Origin of the sequence: Cognatiyoonia sediminum (assembly GCF_900129845.1) — a bacterium.
In the GTDB taxonomy this organism is placed as follows: Bacteria; Pseudomonadota; Alphaproteobacteria; order Rhodobacterales; family Rhodobacteraceae; genus Cognatiyoonia; species Cognatiyoonia sediminum.
On record NZ_FQXB01000001.1, the window covers coordinates 731537 to 751896 of the forward strand.

Here is a 20360-nt window from a genome sequence, read left to right on the forward strand (position 1 = left end):
TCCTTACTTGCGTATCGTCGCGAAGGACTCACCTAAGAACTTTGTGTCCCATTTGAGCGCCGTCGCAAACCACGACTAGCATTTGTGAACAACATCAATTCGAAAGTCTATCTTGCGGCGCCGTGAGAAGTTATCTAGTCAAAACAATTGTGGAGAGGTGCCGGAGTGGTCGAACGGGGCGGTCTCGAAAACCGTTGTGCCTTTACGGGTACCCAGGGTTCGAATCCCTGTCTCTCCGCCATAGCAGCGTCTTGGACGTTGGCTTACTCTTGACTGGTAAATTGAACTGAAGCCAATTTATCCAAAAGCCATTGTCGAAATTCTTCGGCCTCCGGCACACCTTCGTTTACGGATAGGTAATACCCTTCTTGACCAAACAACTTTTGCTCATCGACCCTCTCTACCAGACCGGTTGAAACCGCATGAGGCTCCAAAAGTTCGCTGATCAAGGCGACACCATTTCCGTCGGCCGCCATTTGTAAGGCCATGCCATATGTATCGGTATAGATAGTTGGCTTGAGTTTTTGATCGCCGTCCTGCTTCCAGTCTGACCAACTCACAGAAGTACCGACAGTCTCGATAAGCGGTAGATCCGCGAGATTGCCTTGAAGCCTCGGCGATTTTAATGCCACCAATGCATTGGGTTCTAGCAGTTCCGCGTTGGCGCCGACCTGCTTATCTGATCCAAAACGGATTTCGACATCTGCGCGTGCGACTTGAAAATCGTCTGGCCACACAGCGCTGAGAATTCTGATTTTGATATCAGGGTGTTGCTCTCGAAACTCTGACAAGTGAGGAGTTATGAGCCACTGCGCCACACTTACGGAAGTCGCGATGGTAAGCAGGTTTGTTGAGGGGCCAAGTTCAAATGATTTTGCCGCAGCAGAAAGAGTTTCTAGAGCCGCACCCACTTGAGGCAGTAATTTCCGACCCTCATCCGTGAGGGCGAGACCACGAGGTCGCCTTGAAAAAAGCAGCACGCCAAGTCGCATCTCCAGAGATTTGACTTGTTGACTAACCGCCGATTGGGTCAAGCCAATCTCATCTGCAGCGGCTGTAAAACTCAACGTCCGAGCTGCAGCTTCAAACGATCGAAACCAAGTTAGCGGTGGGAGCGATTTCGCCATTGATCAAGTTATCCATTAGCTTTTTTAATGCCTAAGCACATGGAGCCATCATTTGTCAAAGATTCTGGCGCTTTCTAAATTCGCAAGAAGATGTCGGAGGTTCCATGAAACCGCAGATTCGTAAAATCGTTACATATGACGACGAGATTTTGATTGAGGGATTTAGAGCCGCCAAACGACCTTGGCGGATGTTTGCTGTTGCAGCCATTATTCAAAACCCATGGGCGGGTCGTTTCGTAGAAGACTTGAAACCTGAAATTCAAGCCTTTGGCCCAATCCTAGGTAAGATGATGACCGAGAGGATGCTCGCACTTGCAGGTTCTGGTGAGGCGATTGAAGCTTATGGCAAAGCTGCCGTCGTCGGCTTAGACGGCGAGATCGAACACGCCTCTGGCCTTATCCATACTTTGCGATTTGGCAATCATTACCGACAGGCCGTCGACGCGAAATCCTATCTTGCCTTCACGAACACGCGAGGCGGTGCCAATGCACCTATTATGGTGCCCTTGATGGATACGAACGACGTTGGGCGAAGATCGCATTATCTTACGATCCAGTTCGCGATCCCTGATGCGCCGCGAGACGATGAAGTCGTGATCGTGCTAGGCGCTGCAACCTCAGGTCGTCCGCATCATCGCATCGGCGATCGGTACCAGGATCTAAAGGATTTAGGTCATGATGTGGACAACCCAGCCGCGGTCTGAGATCGCTGGATACCCGGCGATCGTAAAAGGCAAAGGGCAGCCCGTGCTGTTTCTGCACGGCGTAGGTTTGCGAGCGGAGGCTTGGGCTGCGCAATTGGACGGGTTAGCGAACCACGCCCAAGTGTTTGCTCCCGACATGCTTGGACACGGGGAAAACAAGCGATCCAGATCATCACAAACAATGTCGGATTATCTGGATGTCACATCAGCCATTCTTGGTTCGTTGCCGTTCCCTGCAATCGTGGTGGGACATTCGATGGGATCGATGCTTGCCTTGGCACTGGCGAAACAACACCCTGACCTCGTCGAGACAGTCGTCGCGCTCAATGCCATCTTCGATCGAAGCAATGCGGCCGCCAAAGCCGTGCAATCTCGTGCCGATGAATTGGATGGGGTAACGCAGGTTGATCCAACGGTGACGCTCGAGCGTTGGTTTGAAGACAAGGAAAGCCCAGAACGTGACGCGTGTCGATCGTGGCTCGAAACAGTTGATCCCTCTGCCTACAAATCGGCCTACACAGCCTTTGCCTACAGCCAAATTCCAAACCGTGAACTGCTGACGAACGTTGCCTGTCCATCCATTTTCATGACCGGCGTACAAGAGCCGAACTCAACGCCAGCAATGTCGACAACGATGGCCGAAATCGTGCCTCGCGGCCGCGCAATTATCGTCGAAGGTGCCGCGCATATGCTTCCCATGACCCACCCCGATCAAGTGAACTCGGTTCTTTTGGAAATTTTGGAAGGCGCCGCACAATGACTCATTTGGATACCCGTGTCCTTCGAAATGCCTTTGGCAGCTTTATGACAGGGGTAACCGTCATCACGACCCGTGATGCCAATGACACGCCCTTGGGGTTTACGGCCAACTCTTTTTCGTCCGTCTCGCTCGACCCGCCGCTCTTGCTGTTTTGCCCCGGCAAATTTTTGTCATCCTATAAGGCGTTCGCAACCTTTGAGCACTTTGCGGTCAATGTTCTCGCCGAAGGGCAAGAGGATGTGTCCAATACATTCGCAAGCTATAATGGGGATCGCTTCGCAAGAGTTCCGCATCAGTTAGATGCCAACGCCATGCCCCTCATTGATGGCGCGACCGCTCAGTTTTCCTGCACGACCCACGACGTGCTCGATGCGGGCGACCACTGCGTTCTGATCGGGAGAGTTGATACTTTCCAGCACCAGGACAAGGCTGGACTGGGCTATGCGGGTGGAAAATACTTCAGCCTTGGCCTCGAACGGCAGGTGGCAGATACCGCGGATAAGCAAGCCGTCTGCGGTGCGCTGATCGAAGTGGACGGCAAAATCCTGTTGGAACAAGTTTCTGAGGGCTTTCAACCACCACATATTAGAACAACAGGGCGCTCAAACCTACGCAAAACATTGCATCAAGCACTGGACGACAAAGGCATTTCAGTGAGCCTTGGCGCTGCCTATTCTGTCTTTGACGACGCAACAACACATTATTCTTACATTCTCGCCACAGCGTCCAAGCTGCCACAGGACAATCCGTTTTTCGCGGTGCCTGCGCAAGAACTCTCAACACTCACATATACCACCCAACCCATCGCCGACATGATGCAGCGTTATGCCGTTGAAGCTGAGACGCGCGATTTTGCTCTGTATCTGGGCGACGATCGACAAGGCGAAACACACGCACTTTCGGAAAGGAGCTGACCCATGGAGTTTTCACTGTTTGCGCATATGGAGCGCCTTACAAATGACCAACCACAGGATGAGCTGCATGATCAGTTTATCGAACTCTGTAAGATGGCTGACGATGCTGGAATGCGTGCTGTTTGGACGGGTGAACATCATGGAATGGACTTTACCATCGCGCCAAACCCTCTGATGTCGCTGGTGAACTTAGCACACCATACCAAAAACGTCCGTCTGGGGACTGGAACAATAATCGCGCCTTTCTGGCATCCTATCAAATTGGCCGGTGAAGCGGCCTCCGCCGACTTAATGACCGGCGGCAGGATCGAACTAGGGATTGCAAGGGGCGCATATTCCTATGAATACGAACGCTTGATGCCCGGATTGGATGCATGGGAAGCCGGCCAGCGGATGCGGGAGATTACTCCGTTGCTGCCACAACTTTGGAAAGGCGACTGTGCGCATGAGGGCGAATTTTTCAATTTCCCTTCCAGCACCTCTGCACCAAAACCTGTTCAAAAGGATGGCCCACCGATATGGATTGCAGCACGCGATCCCAACAGCCACGAATTTGGCGTCCACAACGGGTTCAACATTCAGGTCACACCCCTCTGGCAAGGGATGGAAGAGATTGAAACCCTTATGGGCCGGTTTAACGACGCCTGCGACAGTTATGATGGTCTGCGTCCGAAAATTATGCTTTTGCACCACACCTATGTGGGAGCAGACGCCGAAGATGTGGAGCGTGGATCGCAAGAACTATCGCGCTTCTACAACTACTTTGGCGCATGGTTCCAAAACAAGCGAGACGTCCGTCAAGGCCAGATCGACCCACTGACGGACGAAGATATCGCCAACAACAAGATGATGTCGAAAGACAACTTGGCACGAGACTTAACAATTGGAACCGCTACCGAAGTTACGGATCGGATTAAGAAATACGAAGATTTAGGCTATGATGAATATTCGTTCTGGATCGACAGCGGCATGAGCTTTGAGCGGAAACGCGCGTCTCTTGCGCGGTTTATCGACGACGTCATGCCAAAGTTTCAGTGAGGACCTGAGATGAGCAAGAACCGACACTACCAACTCTACATTGATGGCGCTTGGTGCGAGGGATCAGAGAGGCAAACCATGACCTCCCAGAACCCGGCGACTGGGCGGGATTGGGCCAGTTTCGCTTGTGCATCTCCCGATGATGTTGACCGAGCCATCTCGGCGGCACGGCGTGTTCTGGATGACCCTGAATGGCGGGACATGACGCAAACCAATCGCGGGAAACTACTGTATCGGCTGGCGGAACTGATTGAAGAAAATGCGGCGCATCTGGGTCAAATCGAAACTACCGACAGCGGCAAGTTGTTGGCAGAGACGTCGGCGCAAACCGCTTATGTTGCCGACTACTATCGCTATTTTGCGGGACTGGCCGACAAGATCGAAGGCGCGGTTTTGCCCATCGACAAGCCCGACATGCACGTTTTCACGCGCCGCGAACCTTTGGGCGTCGTGGTCGCGATTGTCCCTTGGAATGCTCAGATGTTCCTTACGGCGACTAAGGTTGGACCGGCACTCGCTGCAGGCTGTTCAGTCGTATTGAAAGCCTCAGAAATTGCCCCTGCCCCAATGCTGGAGTTTGCAAAATTGGTTGAGCAAGCGGGTTTTCCAAAGGGTGTGGTCTCGGTTATCACCGGTGATGCCGAAAACTGCGCCATTCCGCTAACACGTCATCCAGACGTCGATCGCATTGCCTTCACTGGTGGGCCGGAAACCGCGCGCCATGTCGTCCGCAACTCAGCAGAGAACTTTGCTGTCACGTCACTTGAGCTTGGTGGTAAATCCCCGATTCTTGTGTTTGAAGACGCCGACCTCGAAGGTGCAGCCAATGGGTTGATCGCGGGAAACTTTGGCGCATCTGGCCAAAGCTGCGTCGCTGGATCACGCGGTATCGTGCATCGTTCCATCTTAAATGATCTAGCTACCCGCATTCAGGAGAAAATGGCGGATGTCACAATCGGCGATCCTCTCGAAGCCGCAACTCGCATCGGTCCTCTTTGCACAAAGGCGCAGGTCGACAAGATCAAAACCATGCTTTCCAAAGCCACATCTCAAGGCGCCGAAATTCGGTTCGGGGGCTATCAACCTGACCGAGATGGCAATTTTTTTGCACCAACTTTGGTCACATGTCCAAACACAGATATCGAAACACTGAAAGTTGAGATGTTTGGCCCGGTTATGTCTTTGATCCCGTTTGACACGGAAGAAGAAGCCATCACGATCGCCAACGACACCCCCTTTGGGCTTGGCTCCGGCGTTTTCACCCAAAACGTAGCCCGCGCACATCGCGTGTCATCGCGGATCAAGGCCGGGATTTGCTGGGTGAACACCTATCGCGCGATTTCGCCGATCGCGCCCTTCGGTGGATTCAACCAATCAGGATATGGTCGCGAGGCCGGCGTGGACTCAATCCATGACTACACGCGAACAAAAACGGTTTGGCTAAATACGTCTGATCAACCGATGGCAAATCCATTCATAATGAGGTGATTGGATTTATCGTTTGATCTAGCGAAGCGTTTAACCAAGACTAGCACAAACGCAACGACTTGAAGGCCGAACAAATGCAAGATCATGGATACAAAGGCGGTCGCTTAAACCTCCCGTTTGTCGGTATCTCCACATTCGCTAAGTCGCGACACGTGGAGGATTGGGAATCGATCGACGCAGATGTGGCGATCCTTGGTGCGCCTTTCGATTTTGGCACGCAATGGCGCTCTGGCGCGCGGTTTGGGCCGCGTGCTGTCCGTGAGGCATCTACGCTCTTTAGCTTTGGCCATGCTGGCGCTTATGACCACGAAGACGATGCAACCTATCTGGACGCGTCAGTTCGCATTGCTGATCTTGGCGATGCTGACATCATTCATACCAAAACCGACGAAAGCCACGAAAACATCGCGTTTGGTGTGAGGAAAGCTCTCCAAGCTGGCGCCCTGCCCGTTGTCATCGGCGGTGACCACTCGGTCAACATCCCCTGTATCAATGCTTTCGCAGATGATTGCGCCGAAAATGGCCCGATCCATATCGTCCAGATCGACGCACATTTGGATTTCGTCGATGAACGGCACGGCGTCACCGCGGGACACGGCAATCCGATGCGACGCGCGATTGAGAAAGACTACGTCTCCGGCATGACCCAACTGGGCATCCGCAATGTGTCCTCAACCGCCAAGGAAGGTTATGAGGATGCGCGAGCGAGAGGCTCTGACATTCTATCCGTTCGACAGGTACGAGCATTGGGAACGGACGCTGTGCTGGATCGCATTCCGCAAGGCGCGCGGGTTTATGTGACCATCGACATTGACGCGTTTTGTCCTTCAATCGCCTCAGGTACTGGTACGCCGAGCCATGGTGGGTTCCTTTACTACGATGTGCTCGAAATCCTTCAGGGTCTTTCCAAGCGGAACCATATCGTCGGTGTCGATTTGGTAGAAGTCGCGCCCGCCTATGACCCGACCGAGAGTACGCAAATCCTTGCAGCGCAAGTTTTAATGAACTTCATCGGCTTCATCTTTCACGAAAGTAATAAGAGCAGCACGTAAACGTCGCCTTTCTCTTGCCTGACCCTGCCAAAGCACTTACGGATTCTCCGATCGCAGGGGAGAGTTTTATGCAAAAGACAGTCGTAAACAGTTGGAACGAATGGGATCCGCTCAAACACGTCATCGTTGGCCGCGCCGACGATTGCCATATCCCACCAGAGGAACCGGCCCTAGACGCCAAGGTGCCAGAAGATAGCGATATGCGTGGCCAGTGGGGCCGTCGACCACAGGAAACAATCGACCGGGCCAATGAGCTTCTTGACAAGTTCGCCGCTCAGCTCGAAGCTCGAGGAGTGCGTGTGGACCGTCCAAACTCCATCGACCATTCGCGACCCGTTACCACGCCAGATTTCCACACCGATAGCCAGTTCGGTTGTATGCCGCCGCGAGACGTTCTGCTGACGGTCGGATCAGAAATCCTTGAAGCGACCATGTCCTATCGTTGTCGTTGGTTCGAATATCTGAACTACCGGCCTCTGATGAAACAGTATTGGGAAGAAGACCCAAATTTTCGGCATGAGGCCGCGCCAAAACCGCGCCTGACGGATGCGGATTATCACCCCGACTATCTGTCTGAAAAAATCGGTGTGGAAAAACGCCTGCAGTGGGCAGAAGAAAAGTTCTTTGTGACGACTGAGGAAGAACCTCTTTTCGACGCGGCTGACGTGCTTCGCTTCGGCAAAGATTTGGTCGTTCAACATGGTTTCACCACCAATCTTAAAGGCATCGAATGGCTGCGCCGCCACTTCCCCGATCACCGTGTCCACACGGTAAACTTCCCCGGCGACCCCTACCCAATCCACATCGATGCGACGTTTACTCCACTGCATCCCGGTCTGATCCTAAACAACCCGCAGCGCCGTTTGCCTAAAGATCAGCGCGCATTGTTCGAACGCAATGGATGGGAAATAGTAGATGCCGCCCAGCCGGCCCATAACACTCCGCCGCCACTGTGCTATTCAAGCGTTTGGCTGTCGATGAACGTTCTGGTCCTCGACCCGAAAACGGTCTGCGTCGAGAAATCCGAGGTCTATCAAGCCGAGCAGATGGATAAGCTCGGCATGGAAGTCGTGGAAGTCGATCTACGCGATGCCTATGCCTTTGGTGGCGGATTGCATTGCTGTACGGCGGATGTTTATCGCGAAGGCGATTGTGAAGACTATTTCCAGCACCAGTGATCGGGTGAGGCGCACAGCGCCTCTAGCCCGGTGACATCCCGCGCAGGCGCTCTGAGCGTCTGCGCAACAGCTCCAACGTTGTGAGCAACGCAATTGAGATCACAACCAAGATAGTTGCAACCGCTAAGATCGTCGGGCTGATTTGTTCACGCAATCCTGTGAACATCTGCCACGGCAGCGTTTTCTGGCTGGCGGAGCCAACGAAGAGTACGACGACCACTTCGTCGAACGACGTGATGAAAGCAAACAGGCCACCAGCGATGACGCCAGGCAGGATCAATGGCATCTGAATTTTGAAGAAGGTTTTGACCGGATCGGCGCCCATGTTTGCCGCCGCCCGTGTGAGAGATCGGTCAAACCCAACAAGAGTTGCTGTAACTGTGATGATGACGAACGGCACGCCAAGGACCGCATGGGCCAAGATCACTTTCACATAACCCACAAAGGTCTTGTTCATGCCAAGCGTGCCTTCAAGGAAGTTGCCGATGTTCGAATAGAAGAAGAACATACCAGTTGCAGAGATGATCAAGGGAACGATCATTGGCGAAATGAGGATCGCCATAATGGCGCGCTTGCCAGGCACGTGTGCTTGAGACAAGCCAATGGCAGCCAACGTGCCGAGCGTCACTGAAATGATCGTTGCGATCGGCGCAATCAGGAGTGAATTCTTGAAACTGCGTTGCCATTCGTTGTTTGTGAAGAAATCCTCATAGTGTTTGAGGCTGTATCCTTCCGGATCAAAACGCAGCATCTCTGGCGTGAAGGTAAAGAAATCCTGAGCGTTGAAGCTTAGCGGAATGACCACCAAAATCGGTGTTATTAGGAACACAAAAATCGCTCCGCAAATCACTCGAAACGCATAGTGCCAAAGAACCTGTCGAGGTGTCAGATAGGGCAAAAGACGCATTCGGTAGCGACTTTCAAACAGCCAAAACGTGAACCACCCGAAGAACCAGCCGGAAATTAGGCCGATCAATCCGCCAGGAACGCTTCCTAAAACGAAACCCAGAATAGCAAAGGCGATCACTAAGCCCCAGCGCGCGACACGCTCGTTCTTGATCACCACAATCATCGCCCAAGAAACCACGGCCAAAAGAGCAGCGCCGATAAGTATTCCCATCAAGCCAGATCCGTTCGCAGTGCCAACAAACAGGCCGAGAATGGCCCCTGCTAAAGCGACGACTGGAACGACGAAGGACAGCGGAGCGCGTTCGACTGGAGTTAATGCAGCCATAGTCTCAGCCCCCCAACTTCACGTTGTCGATTCCAACGATCCGGTCATAGGCCCAGTAAAGGATCAATACCGCGCCCAAGAGAATTGTTCCCAAGGCAGCGGCCAATCCCCAATTCAAACTTGATGAGATGTGATAGGCGATACGGTTAGAGATAAAGACACCCTGTGTACCGCCAACAATTTCGGGCGTGATGTAGTAGCCAATGGCGAGGATAAACACGAGGATGGATCCGGCCCCGATGCCAGGGATACTCTGTGGGAAGTAGACCCGCCAGAATGCCGTCCAATTGGTTGCACCAAGGGATTTTGCAGCACGTACATACGTTGGCGGAATGGTTTGCATAACCGAGTACATCGGCAAGATCATGAACGGTAACAAGATATGTGTCATGGCGACAATCGTGCCGATTTGGTTGTTGATAATGATTAATCGTGCCGCATCATCAACGAGGCCTAACCATACAAGCGTATCGTTTATGACGCCCTGTTGCTGCAACATGACTTTCCAAGCCGATGTTCGGACCAGAAGCGATGTCCAGAACGGCAAAAGCACGAGGATCATCAACAAATTCGCGGACCGCATTGGTAGGTTCGCGAGTAAGAATGCAATTGGATAACCGAGCAGAATGCAAAAACCCGTAATGACCAGAGACATATAGAGCGTTCGCCCGAAGAGTTTCACAAGGATTTGCTTGCTTTCCGGCTGTGCTTGTGCGCCTTCTGGCGTCCGTTGCATGTCAACAGCATTCAAAAAGTAGCCGTTGGTATAGGGGACGGCATGGGTCTTGATCACGGCCCAAGTATTTACGTCTCCCCATCCATCGTGGATGTCTATTAGCTTGTCTTTGAACGGTGCATCTTCCACCGGGTCCAATCGACTGATCTGACGGCCGGATCGGCGGAACATCGAAGACATACCTGTTTCTTCATAGTTTAGACGTGTGCCCAACCGCGTGTGGGTTTTGGCATCCACCGCCACCAACATATCCCGCACGAACGCGGCATAGACCTCTTCATCGGGCAGTTCGCCGCTTTGGTCATCCCAATTCTCGAGTGCGACCACCGTCTCGGGGAGTGTGTCCTGGAGGATGGAATTCTCGATCGAGCGGAACAGCATCGAGACAATTGGTACGACAAAAGAGAGGAATATAAAAATCAGAAGCGGCGCAATCAGTAGAAGCGCGCGCATTTTTTCGCGGCGTAAACTTCTTGCCAGACTTTGTTTTAACGTTGTGCCATCGGCAGCAAGCATTGGCCCATCTTGAGCTGTATCTGACATGGTCTAGGTCCGCTTAGTCAAAGGAGGAAGGGCCAAACGGCCCTTCCACGATGTTGATTTCTACGCTTACTGAGACAGCCAAGCTTGGAACTTCGCGTCGATGTCGTCGCGATAGTCAGCCCAGAACTCGTAGTTGTAGAGGAAAGTACGCTTGGAGTTCTCTGGATCAGTTGGCATGTGTGGTGCCATCTCGATACCCAGATCAGCATGTGTTCCAACAAGAGGCGCAGAAGATGCGCGTGCGGGACCGTAAGAGATGTACTTCGCTTGGTCAGCCAAACGCTGTGTATCCGTCGCAAAGTAGACGTAGTCCAAGGCGCGCTGTGTGCGCTCTTCACTCAGACCTGTTGGAATGATCCAACCATCAAGGTCAAACACCTGTGCGTCCCAAAGCATCGCAACCGGCTGGTTTTGCTCTTCGATCAGCGAGAACAGGCGACCGTTGTATGTGGAACCCATCACAACTTCACCGTCTGCGAGCAACTGAGGTGTGTCAGCACCAGCGGACCACCAGATCACGCTGTCTTTGATCGTGTCGAGCTTGGCGAGAGCCTGCTCTTGACCTTCTTCTGTTTCTAGAACGTCGTAGACATCCTCGAATGCAACACCGTCACATATCAGAGCCCATTCCATGTTGTTGATTGGGCGCTTCTCAAGCGATCTCATGCCTGGGTATGCTTCAGTGTCGAACACGGCGCAAACGTCTGTTGGCGGTGTGTCACCAACGAGATCTGTCCGGTAGCCAAATGTTGTTGAGTAAACGATCTGCGGAATGAAGCAGTCGCTTACGATCAGATCACCAAAGTCTTCGGATGCAGGTGTACCATCAGGTGCTGGTGCAAGCTGCTCATCTGCATTGATTTCCAGAGCGAGACCTTCGTCGCAAAGGCGGATCGCATCCGCAGCGACTACGTCAACAACATCCCAAGTCACGTTACCAGCTTCATTCATGGCACGCAGCTTGGCCACGGCCTCAGCGGCGCTGTCGTCATTAATGATCGTCACACCCGTATTTGTTGAATAAGGGTCGTGGTAAGCACGCTTCTGGCTTTCAGTATACGCACCACCCCATGACACAATCGTCATTTCCTGGGCAGTCGCCATTCCCGCCACTGAAGCGGCAGCGATTGCTAGAATCGAAGTACTTAGTTTCATACATTTACTCCCGTCGTTCCGCCGTTTGTTTGTGTGGTGCAAGGTGGGCGGACAACTCCCTTGACCACTGTTCTGCCGAGCTCAAAGGCTCTGCATTTCTGTCAGGCGTCAAGCGCCCGGCAATCTTGAGGCAACCAACCGATTTCGATTGTCTCGCCAGGTGTGAGTTTAACTGCATCTGGGGCGTTACGTGTCTTCACGATGAAGTCATCATTTCCAGCCACTGAAAGACGGAATCTGAAGATGTCACCCATGTAGATGAATTCTTTGACCTCAGCTTTGATCGTATGGGCGTTAGGATTCAGGCGGTCTTTGTTGAATTCCACACGCTCAGGACGAATGGAGACTTTTGTTCGATCCCCAACGTTCGAAACGTTTACAGGCAGGGCGTCGATCAACTCTCCGCTGTCCAGTTTGACCACACAACTATCCGTACCTACTTCAACAATCTCGCCTAATAGGGTGTTATTTTCACCGATAAACTGCGCAACGAAACTGTTCGCGGGCTCTTCATAAAGTTCATCAGGTGGTGCGAGCTGTTGGATGCGGCCGTCCTCGAAAACAGCGACACGATCCGACATGGTCAATGCTTCCGTTTGGTCGTGTGTAACGTAGACGGTCGTGATGCCAAGATCATGCGCAAGGCGCGTAATTTCGAACTGCATGTGTTCGCGGAGCTGTTTATCTAGCGCGCCCAGTGGCTCGTCCATCAGAACAAGCTCAGGCTCAAAAACCAGCGCACGCGCCAAGGCAATCCTTTGCTGCTGACCGCCAGAAAGTTGCGCAGGTCGACGACCACCGAAGTCACCCATTTGAACCATATCCAAGGCGCGTTTGACCTTTTGATCGCGCTCACTCTTGCCCATCTTGCGAACTTCAAGCGGAAACGCGAGGTTTTCTGCAACCGTCATATGCGGAAACAATGCGTAGTTCTGAAATACCATACCGATCCCGCGCTTATGTGGTGGTATGTTGTTGATTGGTTGGCCGTCTAAGAGGATCTCACCATGTGTCGCTGTTTCAAACCCAGCGAGCATCATAAGGCAGGTGGTCTTGCCCGAACCTGATGGCCCAAGCATTGTCAGGAATTCTCCTTTGGGCATCGAAAGGTTGAGATCTTTTACAACAAGGATTTCGCCGTCGTAAGATTTCTGAACGCGATCAAATTGTACGAACGCCTCATCAACCGCAGTATCTGTCAAACCCCATCTCCCTTAGGCTTTCCCAAAGCGCCCAAAAACCGAGGACACTATCCAAAGCAGTAGAGATCATTCCAATGTCTTGGCGCAAGTTTTTTGTTGAGTTTTTGGCGAATGTGTCGCGTATGGCTATCAAATTAGCCGGAACTGAGCGCCTTCAGATGCCAAGCTAAGCAAAAATTGCTCGAAAATACCGGTTTTTGGATTCGATTTTGAATCTCGGAAATTGCCTCCAAAGTCCTTAAATTCGTGCAACTTAAGAAGACAGAATCGACGCTTTCATCTTGCCCTAGCTGTGAAGCGGCCTCAACAATTGACTTCGTTGAAATTCGAGCGACATTTGCTTCGCTGGGTTCGGAGAAACTTCCAAAAACATCGGTGGAAATTCCATAGTCTGTAAAGGCGGATCGTAGAGGTAGATTTACTTCTTCAACGTAGGGCGAGAGTAGAGCAAAACGATTTACGCCCAGAAACTTCGCGTTCTCACAGGCGGCTCTAAGTGGATCGGTTACATGTTTGACGTCACAAACAGATCGCACGAGATCACTCACGACATCGGAGCCGATGATTGAGCTTGCGGATGTGCAACCATAGCCAATCGCAGCGTATTTTCGAGCATTTGGCAGCAAAGATGCGGCGGAGGCGATGTCCCCTTTCATAGCGCTTAACGTGTCGTTTGACACTGATTCCGCGCTTGCAATGCGAGTTACATAGACGGGATTTTCGAGGTCAGACAGAGTTGTTTTAAATTCGATCTCGAGCGTTTCATCTGCTTGTAGAACAATGAGTCCGATGGGCAAAACGCGTGGATCATCAGCATCTAATGTGTAGGGGAGTTGGATCATATTTCCTGCAGTTCCCGACCAGCCCTCGGCGACAAAAACCGCGCTGAATTGTCTGTAATGACGATGTTTTCTTCGTGGACGAGTATTTTTCCTTCAACAGCGATCCCGGGTTCCAACGTGAGGACCATACCTGGTTTCAGTTCAGTGTGATCAGTCGGAATAAAAGACGGCCATTCCGTTAATGACATGCCCAATCCGTGGCCGAGGCGCCCTGCCCCAGTGTCAGGACCACCGACCGACAGGATATTGTTCATAGCGTGGAACATGTCCGCGGCAGTCTTGCCAGGTCTCGCCAATTCAAAGGCGGCATCTGACGCGTCGATTAGTTTCTTGAAGGCGTCAGCAACCGAATGCTTGGGCCGCCCAATCGACCAATTGCGGTCGTAGTCACAAAAATAGCCGTCAAAAACCATACCTGTATCGAGCATTAGAACGTCGCCTGACACCAATTCCTTCGGACTGGCAGGAGAAATGACGTCGCTATAGCCACCCTGCTCCGCCCCGCCAGCTAAGTACGGAACCCAATCTGCTCCCTCCTGCAAGCAAAGCATCTGAAACCTACGAAACACCAGATCAAGAGGCTCTCCTTTTTTGGCAATTTCAGGAACCCGATCAAACGCTCGACCAGCAATCTGACAGGCGGTCTCAATCTTAGCAATTTCTGCTTCAGATTTGATCGTTCTAAGGTCACGCAAGATACCGTGATCGCCCACGATTTGGCGCGGTTCTAGTCGTTTTTGGAGCCGCATCAGATCGGCCAATGGCATCCGCACTTGGGTTTCGTGGCCATCTGGCAGCCCGATTTGTCCGTTATTGGGAACAACTTCATCCAAAGCGTCGCAGAGTAGTGAGACGCCATCGTCTTCTAAATCCGGCGATTGCCAGGTCCGAATATCAGAAATCCAAGTCCCCGCCATCAAATCTGCACCAATAGACGGAATGACAGCGATTGGTTCCCCAGTTAACGGAATCACAATGAACCACGGGCGCGTTGGGCTTTCCCAAAAACGCGTTAGAAAACCGGTGAAATACCGTACATCGGTTTCGGTCGTGAGCAACAAGGCAGATAAACCCAATTCCATCATTCTGGATTGAGCATTTGCTATGCGGGTTTCGTATTCGTGGTCCTCAAACCCTCTGGCAGCCACCATTGATGTCCCTTTTCCGGCAAGCTGTGAATACAGAACACCCGTCTGCCATCCCTAGGCAAGAGACTTCTGTCTTTTTGCTATGACGACTTGTTAGGTAATCGCCTTGCTCCGGCCAGCGGCGCGACCAGAGAAGATGCATCCGCCAAGAAACGTGCCCTCCAGAGAATTGTATCCGTGATAGCCACCGCCGCCAAAACCAGCAGCTTCCCCAATAGCGAACAGACCCGGCACAACCTCCCCGCCTGCGCCGACCATTTGACTATCAAGGTTGGTCTGAAGGCCGCCCAAAGTTTTACGAGTGAGCAAATTCAATTTGACGGCGATCAGCGGGCCGTTGTCAGGATCAAGGAACCTATGAGGCTTTGCGGTTCGTATAAGCTTATCCCCACGATAATTTCGTGCAGCACTGATCGCGATGATTTGCGCGTCTTTCGCATAAGGGTTACCAACTTGGCTATCCCGCGCCTCGATTTGTGTGCGGATTTTATCTTCGTCCAGCAGAGCACTACCAGAAACCTCGTTCATCCCAGCGACCAGCTCGGCGAGCGAATTGGCGACGACAAAATCCTCTCCATGCTCCTTGAACGCCTCAACCGGATCGGTCGCCCGCGATCCAGACAGGATGCGCTGTTTGATGACCTCTTTCCACTTTGCGGACGTGAAATCCGGATTCTGTTCAGATCCTGAAAGAGCAAATTCTTTCTTGATTACCTTTTGGGTTAGAATGAACCAGCTGTAGTCATAGCCGCTGTCCAAAATAGCTTTGAACGTTGCCATGGTATCAAAGCCGGGCATGGCAGGCGGTGCAAATCGATTGCCTTCGGCGTCGAACCACATGGACGATGGCCCTGGGAGGATACGGATACCGTGGTGCGGCCAGATCGGATCCCAATTGCGAACACCTTCTGTGTAGAACCAGAGCCGATCTTTGTTGATAACATGACCGCCTGCGTCCTCTGCAATGCCAATCATACGCCCATCTACATGTGCGGGAACACCAGACAGCATCATCTTGGGTGCAGCCCCTAGGCGCTCCGTGGGCCAAACCTTTCGCACCATTTCAAAGTTGCCACCGATCCCGCCGGAAGCCACGATAACCGCATTCGCTTTGATCTCGAATGAACCGACTTTGTCCCGATTGGTTTGCGCGCCCTGCTCTGCCGGATCATCGGCAAGAACTGTTCCGCTGACGCCGGTTGCCGTACCGTTGGTCATATCGATCCGGTCAACTTGGTGCCGGAACTTGTAGCTGATCAAGCCAGCATTTTCGTGTTCTTTGCAGCGACGGATAAAGTGTTCAAGAACCCCTGGCCCCGTTCCCCAAGTGATGTGGAACCGCGGAACAGAGTTTCCGTGGCCTTCCGCCGAACTCCCGCCACGCTCGGCCCATCCAACAACTGGAAACCATCGCAGCCCCAACTTATGAAGCCAAGGGCGCATCTCTCCGGCCGCAAAGTCAACATAGGCCTCCGCCCATTTCCGGGGCCAGTCATCTTCGGCCCGATCAAAAGCCGCCGTCCCCATCCAATCTCGGAGAGCAAGGTCATGGCTGTCCTTGATGCCCAACCGGCGTTGTTCTGGCGTATCGACCATAAACAATCCACCTAGAGACCAAAACGCCTGCCCGCCTAGGTTCTGCGGCCCTTCTTGATCGACGATGATGACCTTCTTGCCGCGGTCGCCCAGTTCTGCGGCGGCTACGAGGCCTGCGAGTCCAGCCCCTACGACTACGACGTCAGCCTGCATCGTGGCGGCTCCGCAGCCAAAGAACGAATGGCAAGGCCGTGGCGTACATCACCACGCTGTAGACAGCAGATGGCAGAGCCAGAGTGGGCAGCGCACCAGCGCTGACGATGATCAAAGGTGCGAGTGTTATACCCAGCGTGCCGTTTTGAATGCCGACTTCGATGGAAATCGTTTTCCGTTCTTTCCATGTAAAGCCCAGCAATGCCGCGATAAGGAGTCCCGCAACCATTGCGACGACATTCAATGTAATCAGCGCGCCGCCTAGTAGCGCAAAGTTGGTTACGAACAGCCCCCAGTTCGCAGCAATTGCAGCAAGAATAATCACCACGAAAAGGATGCCCGTCACGATGAAGAGCTTGGGCTCTATGCGATCGGCAACCGCGGGCCGCAAACCGCGGATCAACATTCCAAGAGACACCGGCAGTGTGGTGATCAAAACCATAGCGATGGCCAATGATGTCACCGAAATCTCTGGCGCTTCCGCCCCCATGAAATGACCCACACTCCACGCGACGAGGAATGGGACGGTGACAATGGACAAGAGCGACACAACAGCAGTCAGTGAAACCGAAAGCGCCACATCGCCATTGGCAAATTTAGAAACCGCATTCGTCGTTACGCCACCGGGGCAAAACGAAAGTAGCATGATGCCTGCCGCAATCTCCCCCGTGATCCCGAAGGCCATGATCACGCCGTACGCGATGACTGGTATCAGCATGACCTGACAAAGCGCGCCCACTAGAAAGACCTTTCCGCGCTCAACGACACGACGAAAATCAGCTACGGTAAGACCGATACCAAGCGTAAACATGATCATTGCGAGTGATAGCGGCAAAAAGACCGAGACGAGACTATCCAATGCGATCCCTCCCAAAAGCGATTGAATGGCTGCAAGCGATCATATTGCGCAGTTCAAAGCAAGTTAAAGCAATGAGCTACGTCACGTTAACGCGGCAGAACAATCTCAGCTTTAAGGCCACCAAGCTTTTCACTGTCGCCGAGGCGCAGCAGACCACCGTGGGTGCGCGCGACGTCGTTCACGATCGTCAAACCGAGGCCGACGCCCGATCCTTTATCCTGATTACGTGAAGGATCAAGGCGCTCAAAAGGCCTCAACGCCGCTTCACGTTGGTCTACGGGTATGCCCGGCCCATTGTCTTCAACAATGAAACGGATCGCCTTGTCTGTGATGACCGCGCTGACCTCCGCTTGGGTCCCATAACGCAATGCATTGTTGCAAAGGTTGTCTAAAGCTCGACTAATGGCCGCTGGCCTGAGTTTTGTGGAATCTGTAGCGCCTTCACTTTCACCCAAGGTCACATTCATATTGGCGCGCTGTGCCTTGCTTACGGCTTCTCGCACTAACTCATGCGGGTCTGCCAGCTCGAGCTCGTCAGCGGAACTCGATCTTGCGAAATCAAGAAAGCCGTCTAGTAGATACTGCATTTCGTCGACGTCAGCGATCATGGGGGCCGCTTCTTCAGAATCCAACATCGACAGCCCCAACCGAAGACGCGTCAAGGGTGTTCGCAAATCATGGCTTACACCGGACAACATCATCGTTCGGTTCTGTGTTTGCCGTTCGATCCGATTGCGCATATCGAGGAAAGCCGCTCCTGCCGCCCGCACCTCGACCGCTCCCGAAGGAGAGTAATCCAGTTTTTGACCTTTGCCGAAAGCTTGAGCTGCGTCCGCCATGCGCTTGATTGGCCGCAATTGGTTTCGAAGAAAGAAATAAGCGATCAACGTCATCAAACCACCGAGGATCACCATGATCACAAGAAGTTGGTGAGGATTAGAGGCGGAAACGCGCTTTCGTAGAAACGAAAGTTGCAGGATGCCAGCAGGTGTCTCCATCCAAACTGTCACGATGCGTGGGTTTGCCAAAGAGATTTCCGAAATTTCAGGGACTTCACTCAGAAGATACGCGCGCACAGAATTTCCCGTGAAATCCGTCCACTGCCTATCGTTGCCAATTTCGGGCACTTCCTCGACCCAAGCGACATCCATTTCCAGCGGCTCAGCAATGGCCAGAATATTACTCATCGCGCTGTCTTGGGTGTTTTCTTGGTTCGCAAGATCGGCAATGAACCTCAATTCGATCCCGACAGCATCCACCATCTGATCCGTTACGCCCTCAAAGTGGCGTTGAATAAAAACAACCGAAACCAATAGCTGGATGGTCAATACGGGCAACAACAGAATGAGTGCGCCTCGCATATAGAGACCGCGCGGCATGTATTGTTTGAGCCAGCCAAAGAACATAGTTTGACAGTAACGAGCAGCGCAAGCGACGGAAAGCGGTTATGGAGCAGGAAAGTTTTGATCCACCAATTGGCGTCGGCGAGGAAATCGCGCCAGGCCTGAGACGTATCGTAGCCCCTAATCCATCACCGATGACGTTTCGGGGTACCAACACCTACATACTGGGAACCGCAAACCTCGCGATCATCGACCCCGGCCCTGACAGTCCAGACCACTTAGATGCCATACTTTCAACGATCGGCGATGCGAAGGTTCAGCTTATCTTCGTCACCCACAGCCACCTTGATCACTCGCCTCTTGCGTCCAAACTCGCCGACCAAACTCATGCGCCCGTTCTGGCATTTGGCGATAGCTCTTCGGGTCGCAGCGAGATCATGACCAGTTTGGCTGCTGCCGGCTTTGTCGGTGGTGGCGAAGGCGTTGATCTATGGTTCGTTCCGGATCGGGAGGTTGTAGACGGCGAAATGTTCTTTAGCGCGGAATGGGTCCTAAAAGTCATTCATTCGCCCGGGCATATGGGAAATCACATCAGCCTTAGATGGAACGACGCGATCTTCACGGGTGATCTGGTGATGGGTTGGGCCAGTTCTCTGGTGTCTCCCCCTGATGGTGATTTGTCAGATTTCATGGACTCTTGCGAACGTCTGCTTTCAGAAAAACCTAAATCGCTCTTCCCCGGCCATGGCGCGCCGGTCAGCGCCGCTATGGAACGGATCGAATGGCTTTTGGAGCATCGACGCGGACGCACAAACGACATCCTTGCCGCACTTGCGGACGGTAACAAAACCGTGGAACAACTTACCGCTGAGATCTATTCGGACACACCAGCTGCTTTGCATCCTGCGGCAGCCCGAAACCTCTTCGCCCATCTCATTGATTTAAGCAAACGTGGCGAAGTTTTCGCCCAACCGACACTTCGACCGGACGCCCTATTTCGTCGTACTATCTGACTGCTGAGCCAACAGGTTTTATTCCCTCAACAAATTTCAAAATCCCTCTGGACGCCCCAGAATCTCATTGCTATACGCGCTCAAGTGTTCCGGCGTAGCTCAGCGGTAGAGCAGTTGACTGTTAATCAATTGGTCGTAGGTTCGATCCCTACCGCCGGAGCCATTTTCCTCAAGCTATCCCATTGAAAGCCTTATAAATAATGGCTTGCAGCCCCCCTGCGGGGAACATTACGGGGAACATTGGGGGTACAATCTAACGATGGCCATCACTATGA

Annotated in this window: 18 protein-coding genes and 2 tRNA genes; 10 read left to right on the forward strand and 10 right to left on the reverse strand. The window is 52.7% G+C overall.

Annotation, left to right across the window (positions count from 1 at the left end):
• The first annotated feature begins 151 nt into the window (after nucleotides 1-151).
• Nucleotides 152-241, forward strand: a tRNA-Ser gene (locus BUA85_RS03670).
• Between the two features lie 22 nt (nucleotides 242-263).
• On the opposite strand, the gene BUA85_RS03675 is transcribed toward BUA85_RS03670, so the two are convergent.
• Entirely contained in the window at nucleotides 264-1127 is an 864-nt protein-coding gene (locus BUA85_RS03675; RefSeq protein ID WP_072899403.1) for a LysR family transcriptional regulator, read from the reverse strand.
• Between the two features lie 104 nt (nucleotides 1128-1231).
• Here BUA85_RS03675 and BUA85_RS03680 point away from each other — a divergent pair, with 104 nt between their 5' ends.
• The 7 genes from BUA85_RS03680 (at nucleotide 1232) to BUA85_RS03710 (ending at nucleotide 8261) form a co-directional block, all read left to right on the forward strand.
• A complete protein-coding gene (locus BUA85_RS03680; RefSeq protein WP_072899405.1) occupies nucleotides 1232-1831 on the forward strand; it encodes an amino acid synthesis family protein in 600 nt (199 codons plus the stop codon).
• Nucleotides 1803-2591: an alpha/beta fold hydrolase gene (locus BUA85_RS03685; protein WP_072899407.1), complete on the forward strand. Its 789-nt coding sequence runs from the start codon at nucleotides 1803-1805 to the stop codon at nucleotides 2589-2591. Before BUA85_RS03680 ends, BUA85_RS03685 begins: the two co-directional genes overlap by 29 nt.
• Nucleotides 2588-3505 carry a flavin reductase family protein gene (locus BUA85_RS03690; protein WP_072899409.1) on the forward strand — a complete coding sequence of 306 codons (918 nt, stop codon included), beginning with the start codon at nucleotides 2588-2590 and terminating at the stop codon, nucleotides 3503-3505. The genes BUA85_RS03685 and BUA85_RS03690 overlap by 4 nt, the downstream gene beginning before the upstream one ends.
• Before the next feature lie 3 nt (nucleotides 3506-3508).
• Nucleotides 3509-4543: an LLM class flavin-dependent oxidoreductase gene (locus tag BUA85_RS03695; protein ID WP_072899410.1), complete on the forward strand. Its 1035-nt coding sequence runs from the start codon at nucleotides 3509-3511 to the stop codon at nucleotides 4541-4543.
• A 9-nt stretch (nucleotides 4544-4552) separates the two neighbouring features.
• Nucleotides 4553-6031, forward strand: a complete 1479-nt coding sequence (locus BUA85_RS03700; RefSeq protein WP_072899411.1) for an aldehyde dehydrogenase — start codon at nucleotides 4553-4555, stop codon at nucleotides 6029-6031.
• A gap of 74 nt (nucleotides 6032-6105) precedes the next feature.
• On the forward strand, nucleotides 6106-7083 hold the full coding sequence (gene speB / locus BUA85_RS03705; RefSeq protein ID WP_072899412.1) for an agmatinase: 978 nt from the start codon (nucleotides 6106-6108) through the stop codon (nucleotides 7081-7083).
• A gap of 68 nt (nucleotides 7084-7151) precedes the next feature.
• Entirely contained in the window at nucleotides 7152-8261 is a 1110-nt protein-coding gene (locus BUA85_RS03710) for a serine/threonine protein kinase (protein ID WP_072899413.1), read from the forward strand.
• A gap of 22 nt (nucleotides 8262-8283) precedes the next feature.
• On the opposite strand, the gene BUA85_RS03715 is transcribed toward BUA85_RS03710, so the two are convergent.
• The 9 genes from BUA85_RS03715 to BUA85_RS03755 form a co-directional block, all read right to left on the reverse strand.
• Entirely contained in the window at nucleotides 8284-9495 is a 1212-nt protein-coding gene (locus tag BUA85_RS03715) for an ABC transporter permease (RefSeq protein ID WP_072899414.1), read from the reverse strand.
• A gap of 4 nt (nucleotides 9496-9499) precedes the next feature.
• The gene (locus BUA85_RS03720; RefSeq protein WP_072899415.1) at nucleotides 9500-10774 is read right to left on the reverse strand and encodes an ABC transporter permease; all 1275 of its coding nucleotides are present in this window, start codon (nucleotides 10772-10774) and stop codon (nucleotides 9500-9502) included.
• Between the two features lie 66 nt (nucleotides 10775-10840).
• The gene (locus tag BUA85_RS03725) at nucleotides 10841-11929 is read right to left on the reverse strand and encodes an extracellular solute-binding protein (RefSeq protein WP_072899416.1); all 1089 of its coding nucleotides are present in this window, start codon (nucleotides 11927-11929) and stop codon (nucleotides 10841-10843) included.
• Between the two features lie 101 nt (nucleotides 11930-12030).
• Nucleotides 12031-13131, reverse strand: coding sequence for an ABC transporter ATP-binding protein (locus BUA85_RS03730; protein ID WP_072899417.1), 1101 nt, complete (start codon nucleotides 13129-13131; stop codon nucleotides 12031-12033).
• Nucleotides 13132-13265: 134 nt separating this feature from the next.
• On the reverse strand, nucleotides 13266-13973 hold the full coding sequence (locus BUA85_RS03735; protein ID WP_072899418.1) for a maleate cis-trans isomerase family protein: 708 nt from the start codon (nucleotides 13971-13973) through the stop codon (nucleotides 13266-13268).
• A complete protein-coding gene (locus BUA85_RS03740) occupies nucleotides 13970-15124 on the reverse strand; it encodes a M24 family metallopeptidase (protein WP_072899419.1) in 1155 nt (384 codons plus the stop codon). The genes BUA85_RS03735 and BUA85_RS03740 overlap by 4 nt, the downstream gene beginning before the upstream one ends.
• A gap of 90 nt (nucleotides 15125-15214) precedes the next feature.
• Nucleotides 15215-16870: an FAD-binding dehydrogenase gene (locus BUA85_RS03745; RefSeq protein WP_072899420.1), complete on the reverse strand. Its 1656-nt coding sequence runs from the start codon at nucleotides 16868-16870 to the stop codon at nucleotides 15215-15217.
• Complete coding sequence (locus BUA85_RS03750; RefSeq protein WP_072899421.1) at nucleotides 16860-17729, reverse strand: bile acid:sodium symporter family protein; 870 nt, start codon at nucleotides 17727-17729, stop codon at nucleotides 16860-16862. The genes BUA85_RS03745 and BUA85_RS03750 overlap by 11 nt, the downstream gene beginning before the upstream one ends.
• An 86-nt stretch (nucleotides 17730-17815) precedes the next feature.
• Nucleotides 17816-19135, reverse strand: a complete 1320-nt coding sequence (locus BUA85_RS03755) for an ATP-binding protein (RefSeq protein ID WP_072899423.1) — start codon at nucleotides 19133-19135, stop codon at nucleotides 17816-17818.
• A gap of 41 nt (nucleotides 19136-19176) precedes the next feature.
• Here BUA85_RS03755 and BUA85_RS03760 point away from each other — a divergent pair, with 41 nt between their 5' ends.
• Complete coding sequence (locus BUA85_RS03760; protein ID WP_072899424.1) at nucleotides 19177-20085, forward strand: MBL fold metallo-hydrolase; 909 nt, start codon at nucleotides 19177-19179, stop codon at nucleotides 20083-20085.
• A gap of 88 nt (nucleotides 20086-20173) precedes the next feature.
• A tRNA-Asn gene (locus BUA85_RS03765) sits at nucleotides 20174-20248 on the forward strand.
• Nucleotides 20249-20360 lie beyond the last annotated feature (112 nt).

Bases quoted from the DNA above. Each gene is read 5' to 3' on its own strand.
- BUA85_RS03675 (WP_072899403.1), bottom strand. From the start codon at position 1,127: ATGGCGAAATCGCTCCCACCGCTAACTTGGTTTCGATCGTTTGAAGCT.
- BUA85_RS03680 (WP_072899405.1), top strand. From the start codon at position 1,232: ATGAAACCGCAGATTCGTAAAATCGTTACATATGACGACGAGATTTTG.
- BUA85_RS03685 (WP_072899407.1), top strand. From the start codon at position 1,803: ATGATGTGGACAACCCAGCCGCGGTCTGAGATCGCTGGATACCCGGCG.
- BUA85_RS03690 (WP_072899409.1), top strand. From the start codon at position 2,588: ATGACTCATTTGGATACCCGTGTCCTTCGAAATGCCTTTGGCAGCTTT.
- BUA85_RS03695 (WP_072899410.1), top strand. From the start codon at position 3,509: ATGGAGTTTTCACTGTTTGCGCATATGGAGCGCCTTACAAATGACCAA.
- BUA85_RS03700 (WP_072899411.1), top strand. From the start codon at position 4,553: ATGAGCAAGAACCGACACTACCAACTCTACATTGATGGCGCTTGGTGC.
- speB (WP_072899412.1), top strand. From the start codon at position 6,106: ATGCAAGATCATGGATACAAAGGCGGTCGCTTAAACCTCCCGTTTGTC.
- BUA85_RS03710 (WP_072899413.1), top strand. From the start codon at position 7,152: ATGCAAAAGACAGTCGTAAACAGTTGGAACGAATGGGATCCGCTCAAA.
- BUA85_RS03715 (WP_072899414.1), bottom strand. From the start codon at position 9,495: ATGGCTGCATTAACTCCAGTCGAACGCGCTCCGCTGTCCTTCGTCGTT.
- BUA85_RS03720 (WP_072899415.1), bottom strand. From the start codon at position 10,774: ATGTCAGATACAGCTCAAGATGGGCCAATGCTTGCTGCCGATGGCACA.
- BUA85_RS03725 (WP_072899416.1), bottom strand. From the start codon at position 11,929: ATGAAACTAAGTACTTCGATTCTAGCAATCGCTGCCGCTTCAGTGGCG.
- BUA85_RS03735 (WP_072899418.1), bottom strand. From the start codon at position 13,973: ATGATCCAACTCCCCTACACATTAGATGCTGATGATCCACGCGTTTTG.
- BUA85_RS03740 (WP_072899419.1), bottom strand. From the start codon at position 15,124: ATGGTGGCTGCCAGAGGGTTTGAGGACCACGAATACGAAACCCGCATA.
- BUA85_RS03745 (WP_072899420.1), bottom strand. From the start codon at position 16,870: ATGCAGGCTGACGTCGTAGTCGTAGGGGCTGGACTCGCAGGCCTCGTA.
- BUA85_RS03755 (WP_072899423.1), bottom strand. From the start codon at position 19,135: ATGTTCTTTGGCTGGCTCAAACAATACATGCCGCGCGGTCTCTATATG.
- BUA85_RS03760 (WP_072899424.1), top strand. From the start codon at position 19,177: ATGGAGCAGGAAAGTTTTGATCCACCAATTGGCGTCGGCGAGGAAATC.